The 10,211-nt window shown below is 66.3% G+C and carries 11 protein-coding genes; 2 read left to right on the forward strand and 9 right to left on the reverse strand.

Annotated features, from left to right (window positions below):
- The first annotated feature begins 46 nt into the window (after positions 1 to 46).
- Complete coding sequence (locus ACYYG1_RS14655; protein ID WP_461211077.1) at positions 47 to 502, forward strand: hypothetical protein; 456 nt, start codon at positions 47 to 49, stop codon at positions 500 to 502.
- 30 nt (positions 503 to 532) lie between these two features.
- Here the strand turns inward: ACYYG1_RS14655 and ACYYG1_RS14660 are convergent, their stop codons facing one another.
- The 9 genes from ACYYG1_RS14660 to ACYYG1_RS14700 form a co-directional block, all read right to left on the reverse strand.
- Complete coding sequence (locus ACYYG1_RS14660) at positions 533 to 829, reverse strand: hypothetical protein (protein ID WP_461211078.1); 297 nt, start codon at positions 827 to 829, stop codon at positions 533 to 535.
- A gap of 102 nt (positions 830 to 931) precedes the next feature.
- Positions 932 to 1,483 (reverse strand): hypothetical protein, encoded by a 552-nt coding sequence (locus ACYYG1_RS14665; protein ID WP_461211079.1) that lies wholly within the window; start codon positions 1,481 to 1,483, stop codon positions 932 to 934.
- A 132-nt stretch (positions 1,484 to 1,615) separates the two neighbouring features.
- On the reverse strand, positions 1,616 to 2,911 hold the full coding sequence (locus ACYYG1_RS14670) for a GGDEF domain-containing protein (RefSeq protein WP_461211080.1): 1,296 nt from the start codon (positions 2,909 to 2,911) through the stop codon (positions 1,616 to 1,618).
- A 117-nt stretch (positions 2,912 to 3,028) separates the two neighbouring features.
- Positions 3,029 to 3,535 carry a hypothetical protein gene (locus tag ACYYG1_RS14675; protein ID WP_461211081.1) on the reverse strand — a complete coding sequence of 169 codons (507 nt, stop codon included), beginning with the start codon at positions 3,533 to 3,535 and terminating at the stop codon, positions 3,029 to 3,031.
- A gap of 61 nt (positions 3,536 to 3,596) precedes the next feature.
- Positions 3,597 to 4,655, reverse strand: coding sequence for an OmpA family protein (locus ACYYG1_RS14680; RefSeq protein WP_461211082.1), 1,059 nt, complete (start codon positions 4,653 to 4,655; stop codon positions 3,597 to 3,599).
- A 258-nt stretch (positions 4,656 to 4,913) separates the two neighbouring features.
- Entirely contained in the window at positions 4,914 to 5,249 is a 336-nt protein-coding gene (locus ACYYG1_RS14685; protein ID WP_461211083.1) for a hypothetical protein, read from the reverse strand.
- A 197-nt stretch (positions 5,250 to 5,446) separates the two neighbouring features.
- Positions 5,447 to 6,073: a TetR/AcrR family transcriptional regulator gene (locus tag ACYYG1_RS14690; RefSeq protein WP_461211084.1), complete on the reverse strand. Its 627-nt coding sequence runs from the start codon at positions 6,071 to 6,073 to the stop codon at positions 5,447 to 5,449.
- 167 nt (positions 6,074 to 6,240) lie between these two features.
- Positions 6,241 to 7,341 (reverse strand): carbon-nitrogen hydrolase family protein, encoded by a 1,101-nt coding sequence (locus ACYYG1_RS14695; RefSeq protein WP_461211085.1) that lies wholly within the window; start codon positions 7,339 to 7,341, stop codon positions 6,241 to 6,243.
- A 643-nt stretch (positions 7,342 to 7,984) separates the two neighbouring features.
- A complete protein-coding gene (locus ACYYG1_RS14700; RefSeq protein WP_461211086.1) occupies positions 7,985 to 8,383 on the reverse strand; it encodes a DUF3568 family protein in 399 nt (132 codons plus the stop codon).
- 244 nt (positions 8,384 to 8,627) lie between these two features.
- On the opposite strand from ACYYG1_RS14700, the gene ACYYG1_RS14705 reads away from it, so the two are divergent.
- Positions 8,628 to 9,704, forward strand: coding sequence for an AbrB family transcriptional regulator (locus ACYYG1_RS14705; protein ID WP_461211087.1), 1,077 nt, complete (start codon positions 8,628 to 8,630; stop codon positions 9,702 to 9,704).
- Positions 9,705 to 10,211: the final 507 nt, after the last annotated feature.

The raw sequence follows: 10,211 nt of genomic DNA on the forward strand, positions 1-10,211 counted from the left end.
CCCGCGACGCCCGCCCTGCGGGGCCGTCGGCGGCCGGAGAGGAAACATGCCGGACTTCTTGTTGGAAAACGCGACTCTGATCCTGTCCCTGGGCATGGCCGTGGCTGCGATCTCGGCGAGCCTGCTGCACCTGCAGTTCTTCCGGTGGCGACGCCTGCGGCGGCTGCGGGACAAGGCGGGGATGCAGTTCGGGCTGGAGCGGATCATCATCCGGGCCCTGGAGCGGGCCGAAGCGGGCCTGACCCTCTCGCAAAGCGGCCTGCGCGAGGTCCGGCAGGCCTGCGGCCAGCTGGGCATGATCGGCAACGAAACGGAACGGGACCTGGCCAGGAAGAGCCAACTGGCGCTGACCGCCTACATGGCCGTGGTGGGCGCGGAGGCCCTCGGGGAAAGCCCTGAACAGGGGCGGACCAGGCGCGAGGCCCTGCGTCTGGCCAGGGAAAACGCCGGGGCCCTGAAACGGCTGTTCATGAAGGCCGCCGTGGAACGCGCGGACGCCTGAGAATCACCCCCGGCCGCGACCGGCGACGGGTCAGTCCCCGTCCCCGCCGAAGAGTTCCCGCACCAGATCCTCGCCGCCCTTGCCCCGGGCCACGTAGTCGCGCGCGTCCTCGCGGGAGGTGAAGCGCAGGTTGAACTGGCGGGCGCTGATCTTCTCGTAGCTCTCCATCACCAGCTGCCAGCCGCCGTCCTCGCGGCGATAGAGCCTGTATTCGCAGACGCTGCGGCGGCGGCCGTCGTGATGGACCTCGCGCGTGGTGGTGGCCACCATCTCCCCCACGAACTCCAGGACATCCCCGTTGTCCATATGCACGACGACGTTCTGCATGACGCTGCGGCCCCGGCGCGGGGCGGTCCTCCGCTCACAAAACGCGCGGGGGCGGAAGACGCCCGGCGTCCCGCCCCCCACGCATGACAGATTCGATCCGGGCTACTCCGCGGCGGGCTCGGCGCCGGGCTGGGCCTCGGGCGCTTCGGTCGCGGCGGGAGCTTCGGCGGCCGGAGCGGTAGTGGCGGCGGCGGCGGGAACCATGCTGGCCTCGCCGGCCACCTGCACCTGCACCTCGCGCAGGAGCTCCATGGCCCGGTGCAGCTTCTCGTTCTGGGCCTCGGAATCCATCTGGGTGCTCAGGTAGGCGGTGCGCTGGGCCATCTCCTGAAGCATGGTGCCCATGACCATCTTGCGGGCCTTCTGGGGCAGGCCCTCCAGGGCCACCAGACGCTCCTCCGCCGTGCCCATGCGCGCGGCGAGGGCCCCCACGTCGTCCTTGAGCACCACCAGCCCGTCCACCTTGGCGGTCAGGCCGGAAAGGTTCTGGTTCAGGCCAAAGAAAAAGACCACCAGCAGCACCACGGCCAGAATGGAAATGAACAGGGCCACCTTGCCCATGTCGCGGCTGGTCTTGTCCACGGCCTCGGCGGCCTGCTCAGGGCGCTCGGCCTCATCCTTCCCGACGATATGGATATCCTGTGCGGCGCTCATAGTCTCCTCCATGCGGTGCGTTCATTCGTGATGGCAATGACAGTAGGCCGGAGCAGCGCGCGAGGCAAGAAAAAATCTCGCCCGCATCCAGACAAAACCAATGATTACAAGGAATAAGACAATAGAAAAGCATCACCCGACAGTCGAGAGCACCACCCGGTTGCGGCCCGAGGCCTTGGCCATGCCCAGGGCCCGCTCCACCCGCGCCACCAGGGAGACGGCGGATTCGCCCATCCCGGCCTGGCCCACGCCGAAGCTGGCCGTGACCACGAAGTCCACCCCGGGGAAATCGCTGCCTTCCATCTTGCGGCGCAGGCGCTCGGCCACACGGTTGCCCCGGCGGTAGTCCGAATCCGGACTCAGGACCGCGAAGCGGCCGCCCTCCCAGCGGGCCAGGATGTCGGTGCTGCGCACGTTGTCCGCCACCACGCGGCTGAGTTCCTGGAGCACCTTGTCGCCGCGCTCCAGGCCGCAGGCCTCGTTGATGGCCCCGAGACGGTCCACGTCCAGCATGATCAGGGAATAGTAGCCCCCGCCGTGGGAGACCTTGCGCTCCTGGTCGGCCAGGAGTTCGAGCAGGCGCGAACGGCTGTAGGCTCCGGTCAGGGCGTCGCGCGGCCCGTCGCCCTCCCCGGCGGCCGGCCCGCAGACCTCGGACAGCAGCACCAGCTGCAAGTCCGGCGTGGGCAGCGGCCGGGCCTGGGCCCTGAAGGTCAGGGAACGGGACAGGCTGTCGCGGACGCAGCGCAGGGTCAGGAGGGGGTCGCTGTCGAGCCTGGCGTCCAGGACCCGCTCCAGCCAGCCGTCGCCGCCCGGCCAGGACCGCCCTTCCAGCAGCTCCAGGTGGTCCCCCACCCGGCCCCCGGCGCGCACGAAGGAATCATGGTTCTCGTGGCCCAGAAGCGCCAGCAGGGCCTTGTTCACATACCCCACCCCGCCGTCCCGGGCCAGGAGCGCGGGGTCCGCCAGACAGTCCGCCAGACAGCGCAGGCTGTCCCGGGACGAGCCCGGGGCGCGCGACGGCAAGGCGCGGGCGCTGCGGGACAGGGCCGTCAGCAGGGTGGCCGGATACACCGGCTTGGCGAGCACCCTGTCCACGTCCAGGTCCAGGGCCCGCTCCACCAGCCCCCGGTCATCCAGGCTCACGGCCGCGAAGATCACGGCGTCGGGCCGCCCGGCCCGGATGCGGGACATGGTCTCGAACCCCGAGTCGTCCCCGGGCGAGAGCCCTATCAGGCAGACGTCCGGGTCATGCCCTGCGGAGAGCGCCGGAGCCTCCCGGGTCTCCCCGGCCACCAGCACCGAGCCCACGGCCCGTTCCAGGAGCCCCGCCAGGGTGTCCCTGAGAAACAGATCGTCCTCGACCAGGAGAACGGTCAATTCCGAAACGGCGTCCAGGTGTTCCTGTTGCACGGTGTCCATGGCCATGCGACCCCCGAAGCCTTAAAACACCGGTGAATTCCGGGATTTCGTCATCCTTCCATGGCTGATTACGGACTCAAAGGCAAGTGGGGAGCGGACAAGCCGCCAGGAAAGGCGGGAAAATCAGTTGGTCCAGCGGCCGGACACGTAGCGGAATATCTCGGTCACGCGCATGCGGCGCACGCGCTCGAAGGACGCGGAGGTGGCGGCCTGCGGGCTCCGGCCCCGGGCCTCGTAATGGTGCTCCTCGTAGCGCAGGACCCCCACGTAGGGGCTCGCGGACGAGGGCGAGGGCTTGATGGAAATGCGGGCCGTGGTCCGGTCCAGGCGCACGAACCGCGCCACGTACCCGTCCCCGGCGGGCTCCACGTGCACGTCGTCCTCGGTATGGCGCAGGTTGCGGCCGATGCGCGCCAGCCAGTGGCCGGCGAACTCCATGAACCGGCAGCGCGCGGCCTCGACGGACCCGCAGTCCCGGGCCGGGGAGGCGGACCCCAGGTACACGGCGCATTGCTGGCTTTCGGATGCGAGCAAAGGCTCCCAGTCCTGGGCCGGGGCGGGCTCGGCCCGGAGCAGGCAGACGAGGGCGGGAAGAACCGCCGCAAGGGCAATCAGCGGAAATCTGGGCATGGCGGAAACCGGACCGGCCGGCCCGGGGCGGCAAGGCCCCGGGCCGGAACCCGTCCTCTATCTACTTGATGATTATCTCCACCCGCCGGTTGAGCTTGCGGCCCTCGAGGGTGTTGTTGTCGTACTTGGGCATGGTCTCGCCGTACCCGTTGGTGCCCAGGCCCACGGCCGGGATGCCCTTGCCCACCAGGTACTGCTTCACGGACTTGGCGCGGCGCTCGGACAGGCCCTGGTTGTAGTTCTCGGGGCCGATGTTGCAGGTGTGCCCCGAGAGCACCGCCGGGCGGTCGGCGTCCTTGAGCAGGCCGGCGGCCTCGTCCAGGATCGGGCGCATGTCGTCCCTGATGGTCGCGGAGTCGAAGTCGAAGTTGATGCGCAACTCGATGACCTCGATCACCTCTTCCTTGGGCGCGGCCTTGGGCATGGCCTTCTTGGCCACGCTGACCTCGTCGTAGAACACGTCGCGCACGAAGCGGTCCATGGCGGCCTGGTCGGCCAGGAGCGCGGGGCCGGACGCTGCCACGGAGCACGGGGCCAGGGCCGCGATGTCGTCCAGGATCTTCTGGCCCTTGGCCTCGTCCGCGAAGGACACCACGTGGAAGCAGACCCGGCCCTGGTAGTCGGCGGACATGGCCGAGGCCTCGGCCACGGGGTCGATGCCCTCGTTGTTGCGGCCGTCGGAGAAGATGATCACCGCCACCTTGCCGGGCATGCCGTCCAGCACCGGGCGCAGGCTCGACAGGCCATCACCCATGGGGGTGGTGCGGCCGAAGATGGGGAAGTCTTCGCCGATGCCCTGCACGGCCGTGTCCATGGCCGCAGCCGTGTACGGACCGCGCCAAAGGTCGCCGTAGGGGGCGAAGGTGTCCAGCCCGGCCTGGTAGCCCAGGGCCGGGATCTTGGCGTTCATGGCCTGCATGGCCTGCTTGGCCAGGGAGATCTTCTTCTGTTTTTCCGTGGCGTGGGTCATGGCCATGGAGCCGGAATAGTCGGCAAAGAAGACGAATCCGTCCACCTTGGGCACGATCTTGGTTTCAGCCCGGGCCGGCCCGGCGCCCAGCATCACGGCCAGGCAGGCGAACAGCAGGGGCAGGATGAAGAGCTGTTTGCTTTTGCTCATTTGATCAACCTCGTTCTTTTGTGGGGTTCCCCCGGCATGGGCCGGGGACCGTAGTTCACATCGTCGAAAATAACAAAATCCGATCCCCTTTCAAAGGCTTTTCCAACTTTCCCAACCAGGGCCCGGCGCTGGCGGGTAAATGCCCGGCCCGCCCGGCCCGGCCCAGAGGGGGACGCCCCCCCTCCACGCGCAAGACCCCGGACCGGAAACGCATTCCGGCCCGGGGTCGCGAACTCCCGTCGCCGCCTCGCGGCGCGGCTAATGTGTGTGCAGGTCCTGGTCGCGGAACCGCCAGTGGCCCCTGGGGATCTCCACCAGCATGTCGGCCTCCAGCTGCGGCACGGGGAAGACGATGACCAGGCTTTCGTCCTTCTCCAGCCAGTACATGTGGCCGCACATGGCCTTGACGATGTCTGCGGCGAACACTCCGCAGCGCGCGGCGATGTCCTTGACGGCCAGGCCGATGGTGCACTGGGCGCTGCGGCTGAAGGCCACCTCGGTGAGATAGACGCGATGCGCCCCTTCCAGATGTTCGCCGAACTCCGTTCCGGCTCTTTCGAATTCCCTTTGCGCGATGGTGGTGGTTGCGCTCATGTCCGCCCTCCTTGGCGGGGCGGAACGACATGCCCGGAGCCCCGAAACGGGGCGGCTCCGCCCTTGCCCGCAAACAAGCACAACGCGGGCCAGAACGGATTTCACGCGCGATTTCGGGAAACTCGACATACGGGACAAGCAGAAATTGCCGCTTCTGGCGGTGTGAAACAAAAAACCGACGCGACAGCCGAGGGAGATCAAAGAGCCATGGTCCTGTAAAGGATCCGCTGGATGGTGGCCTCGATGCGCTCCCAGCCCTGGTCCGTCTCCAGGTCCACGCCGCCCACGGACAGCACCCGGCGCGAGAGCACGGCGGCCTGGTTCACGGCCAGGGCCATGATCAGGACCACGGCCGAGAGGTCCACGTCCGGGGGCGGGTCCGTGGTTATGACCTCCTCGAAGAACTCCAGGGCCCGGCGCTCGCGCACGTAGACCAGGGCGTGGCCCAGCAGCCCGTCCTCCCGGCCCTCCTCGGCCAGCACGGCCAGGGTCCAGGGCCGCGCGCGCAGCCCGCGCAGGTAGTTGAGGAAAAACGTGGACAGCTGCTCGCCCAGGGGCCGCTGGCGAAGCTCCTGCACGTCCCCGCCCGCCAATTCCGCCACGGGCGGCCAGAAGCGATCCGACTGCACGAAGGCGTCCTGCAAATGGGCCAGCCCGCCGAACAGGCGCGTGATCAGGCTCTCGTCCACGCCCGCCCGCGCGGCCACGGCCTGGGCCGTGACCCTGCGCGGCCCGCCCCGGGCCAGGACGTCCTGGAGCGCGTCCAGGATGCGGCGGCGCACGTCCTCGGGTTCGCTAAAGGGAATCACGGTTCTATGGGGCATGGAAACCTCCGGGCGAGATATTGACGGCTTCGAGCATACCAGACGGGCCGCCGGAGCGCGAGGCCCGGGAAACGGGCGAAAACCCGCCCCGGCGCGGCGCCGGAAAACACAAGGCCCCGCCCTTCCGAGGAGGGGCGGGGCCGGTCGTGCAGCGGTCGCGAAGCGGGCTATTCAGCCTTCTTCTTCGAGAACTTGCCCTTGTACAGGTCCTTGAACCACTTTTCGTACAGCTTCGGGGAGTACAGGTAGCCTTCCTGCAGGTCGGTCTTGATGTAGTTCTCAAAGGACTTACGGGTGGCCTTGGTCAGGTCTAGGGAGCTGTAGATGATGCCGGCGTCGACGGCCAGGGCCGGGTCGGTCCCGTAGTAGCTGATGTAGCTGGGGGTCCCTTCCTTGTTGTCCACGGGCCCGACCACGGAGCTGCCGCCCGGGAAGCAGGTGCCCATGTACGTGCCGTCGGCGGCGGTCTCGGCGCCCACGAGGTTGGCGCTGGCCACGAAGACGTCGCTCTGGATGACCACGGCCTCCACGCGGCTCTTGAACCGGTCGACCCAGGCCGCGTTGCTGCCGTTTCTGGGCTTGCCGTCATTGACGGGCTTGCCGTCGACAAGCTTGGACTTGGCGAAGTAGGCGCGGGAGGTGGCCGTGGGGTTCAGGATCAGGCGGCAGCCCTTGGCGGCGTAGTAGCGGCCGAGTTCGGGGTAGTTGTAGGTGTCATAGCAGATGCTGATGCCCACGGGGCCCCAGGGGGTGTCGAAGGCAAAGGGCTCGGTGCCGGTCTTGCACCAGATCACTTCGCTGCCAAAGGGATGGATCTTCTGGTAGGAGCCGATGATCCCCTTGGGGCCGATGGCCACGGCCGCGTTGTAGACGTTGAGGGCATCCTTGCCGATGACTTCGGGATAGCCGTAGACGGCGTAGACGCCCTTTTCCTTGGCCAGGGCGGCCACGGCCTTGGCGCTGGGGCCGTTTTCCTTCTCGGCCAGCTTCACCTGCATCCGGTCGGCGCGCTTGACGTCGTCGCCCTTTTCCATGGCGTAGCCGGTCAGGGCCATCTCCGGGAACAGGATCAGGTCGGCGCCCTGCGCGGCGGCCTCCTTGATGTCCTGCAGCATCATGGCGAGGTTGGCCTTCTTGTCCCCCCAGACGGGCTGGAAGTTGATGACCGCGACCTTCATCTCGTCCTTGTACTGCGCGCCGTCCTTTTTCTCGGCGGCGGAAGCGGTGGCCACCGACGCCAGGGCGAAGCAGCACAACGCGAACAACAACACCAATCTCCTCATCGAAACAATCATCGAACGATCTCCTGTAATTCGGTTAGTAGGCAGCAACTCGAGAAGCAGTATGAACACGATAAGACAGACAAATTGAAGCACGAACACGACCAGAAACAACAAGACGAGCATCATGAGAAATCGCCTACGAATACAGACAAGGACAGATGACTGCATTGGATCAACATTCAACGGAACGACACATCTCAAAAGCGCATTGTTGGACCAATCTATAGCAACTGGCATGCCAAATTGCATTTACGCTTGCACTAAATTTCAAAACGCGGACTTTTACAAATAATCATCTGAATTTGTTAATTTTATAAAAACACTATAAACGATGTCGCGCTGAAAACCTTTCGTTATTGTAAGGATTACAAAGCATTACATGCACATCTATATTGCCGATAATTCCATATTTGTGAAAGCCCACAACAATCGATGACAAATATCATAAAACCGCCACAATATTTCATATTATTTTAGTATTATATGATACATCAAGAATCCTATGAAAAACGATGCACGCAAAAAAGCCCGCCCCCAAGGGGGGCGGGCTGCAAAAGGCTTGGCCTTTCAGCCGGGAGTCAGCCTGGCCGCGGGAACGGCGCGGACTCCCCGCTCCGGGCTCCGGGAACTACTGGAGCCTCTGGCTGATATGGTCGTGGATGCGCTCGGAAGCGACCTTGTCGCCCAGCACGCCCACGCGCACGGCGATCTCCGTGACGCGCACGCCCTTGCTCTTCAGGTCGATCCACACGCTGCTGTCGCCGTCCTTGGCCTCGATCTCGGCCTCGGACAGGTGGCGCTCGGTCTTGGTGACGCTCAGCCCCAGGGAATTGCAGGCCCCCCGGGCCGCGTTGAAGGCCGTGGAGATGTCCACGTTGTAGGTCTTGGTGCCCCAGCCGGAGATATAGGCATAGGTCCCGCCTCCGGCCATGGCTCCGGCGGCCACCACGGCGCAGCCGGACAGCCCAGCCAGGGCGGCCAGCATCAGGACGACCCCAAGGGCCCGCTTGATTCGAGTGACAGGCATGCTCGCCTCCTTGATTTACGATTGAGTCTACAGGGCCTTGAAGGGCGCAGTATACGTAAGAGTCCGGCGCAAGCCAAGGGCGGGCGGAAAGCCCGACGCGCGCCTTGACTCCGGCCCCGGCTTTGGCGACACTCCCCCCTCGCGCGGAGGGAGATCCCGCCGCAGACCCGTTTTACAGCCAGCCAGCGCCCAGCGCCGCGTTGCCCGCAAAACGGGGCAACCGCAAACACCACCGAGCCCTCTCATGTTCGATCTCAAGGTCCCCCTGCGGGACCGCTCCCGCACCTCCCAGTGGCTTGTCCTGATTCTCGTTTCCGTCATCCTCAGCACGACCCTCGAACTGCTGCACGTACCCGCGGCCCTGCTCCTTGGGCCCATGCTGGCGGCCATCGTCATGTGCCTGCGCCAGTCGTCCATCCAGCTGCACATGGGCCCGTTCTTCCTGGCCCAGGGCGTCATCGCCTGCATGATCGGCAAGAGCATCACCCTGCCCATGCTGGGCCAGATCATGGGCAACTGGGGCATATTCATCAGCGGCGTGCTCTTCGCCGTGGCGGCCAGCGCGCTCCTGGGCTGGCTGTTGGCGCACAAGGGCGTGCTGCCCGGCACCACGGCCATCTGGGGCTCGTCCCCGGGCGGCGCGACGGCCATGGTGGTCATGGCCGACTCCTACGACGCGGACATGCGCCTGGTGGCGGTGATGCAATACCTGCGCGTGGTCGTGGTGGCCCTCACCGCCTCGCTGGTGGCCGCCATCTGGGGCGGCAGCCCGGCCCAGGCAGCGCCCGTGGACTGGTTCCCGGCCACGGACTGGACCGCCTTCGCCACCACCTGCGTGGTCATCAGCATCGGCGCGCTGGCCGGGCTCAGGTTGCGCATCCCGGGCGGCGCCTTCCAGGTGCCGCTGGTGCTCTGCGTGGGGCTCCAGGACGCCGGGCTTATGGAGATCACCCTGCCGCCCTGGTTCCTGGTCCTCTCCTACGCCTGCATCGGCTGGGGCATCGGCCAGCGCTTCAACCGGGAGATCATGGCCTACGCGGCCAGAATCCTGCCCAAGATCATGGCCTGCATCCTGACGCTCATCGCGGTCTGCGCCCTGTTCGGCCTGTTCCTGGGCCACGTGGCCCATGTTGATCCGCTCACGGCCTACCTGGCCACCAGCCCGGGCGGCGCGGACTCCGTGGCCATCATCGCCGCGTCCTGCGACGTGGACCTGCCCTTTGTCATGGCCATGCAGACGGTGCGCTTCATGGTGGTGCTGCTGGTCAGCCCGGCCATCGCCCGCGCCATCTCCCGGCGCATCTCCGCCTCCGCCAACTGATCCGAAACGACTTGAACAGCCGGGAAGCCACACAGCCGAGTTACGGCTCAGGGGCTTCCCGGTGCTACGCGCAAAGCATGCCTGCGCCCACACACCCCCTCCTCTCCCGTAGCCAGGCCATGCACCCGGCAACGGCGGGCCCGCCCCCGAAGCCGTTCTTCCCCCTGGCCTCCGGCAAAAGAAAAGCCCCCGAAGCCGTTCTTCCCCCTGGCCTCCGGCAAAAGAAAAGCCCCCGAAGCCTATGGCTTCAGGGGCTGACATTACTTCCGTACACTCCCGGTCTCTCCCGCGCCAAGCGGGACTCTGAGTACCCGGCTCCGCCGCTTCAGACGGGCACAGGACAACCTCATTGAGGACCGCAGGAGGTCGGAAACAGGTCCGCCAATTCAAGGCGCGACCGCAAAAGAACAGCCCCCGAAGCTGTTAGCTTCGGGGGCCGTTAAAAGAAGTCCTGGCGTCGGCCTACTTTCCCACTGACTCCTCAGCAGTATCATTGGCGATGAAGGG

This window comes from Desulfocurvus sp. DL1XJH-121 (genome assembly GCF_054819825.1).

What these genes read in the sequence shown, in the direction of transcription:
- ACYYG1_RS14655 (WP_461211077.1), top strand. Translation starts at nt 47, where the DNA reads ATGCCGGACTTCTTGTTGGAAAACGCGACTCTGATCCTGTCCCTGGGC.
- ACYYG1_RS14660 (WP_461211078.1), bottom strand. Translation starts at nt 829, where the DNA reads ATGCAGAACGTCGTCGTGCATATGGACAACGGGGATGTCCTGGAGTTC.
- ACYYG1_RS14665 (WP_461211079.1), bottom strand. Translation starts at nt 1,483, where the DNA reads ATGAGCGCCGCACAGGATATCCATATCGTCGGGAAGGATGAGGCCGAG.
- ACYYG1_RS14670 (WP_461211080.1), bottom strand. Translation starts at nt 2,911, where the DNA reads ATGGCCATGGACACCGTGCAACAGGAACACCTGGACGCCGTTTCGGAA.
- ACYYG1_RS14675 (WP_461211081.1), bottom strand. Translation starts at nt 3,535, where the DNA reads ATGCCCAGATTTCCGCTGATTGCCCTTGCGGCGGTTCTTCCCGCCCTC.
- ACYYG1_RS14680 (WP_461211082.1), bottom strand. Translation starts at nt 4,655, where the DNA reads ATGAGCAAAAGCAAACAGCTCTTCATCCTGCCCCTGCTGTTCGCCTGC.
- ACYYG1_RS14685 (WP_461211083.1), bottom strand. Translation starts at nt 5,249, where the DNA reads ATGAGCGCAACCACCACCATCGCGCAAAGGGAATTCGAAAGAGCCGGA.
- ACYYG1_RS14690 (WP_461211084.1), bottom strand. Translation starts at nt 6,073, where the DNA reads ATGCCCCATAGAACCGTGATTCCCTTTAGCGAACCCGAGGACGTGCGC.
- ACYYG1_RS14700 (WP_461211086.1), bottom strand. Translation starts at nt 8,383, where the DNA reads ATGCCTGTCACTCGAATCAAGCGGGCCCTTGGGGTCGTCCTGATGCTG.
- ACYYG1_RS14705 (WP_461211087.1), top strand. Translation starts at nt 8,628, where the DNA reads ATGTTCGATCTCAAGGTCCCCCTGCGGGACCGCTCCCGCACCTCCCAG.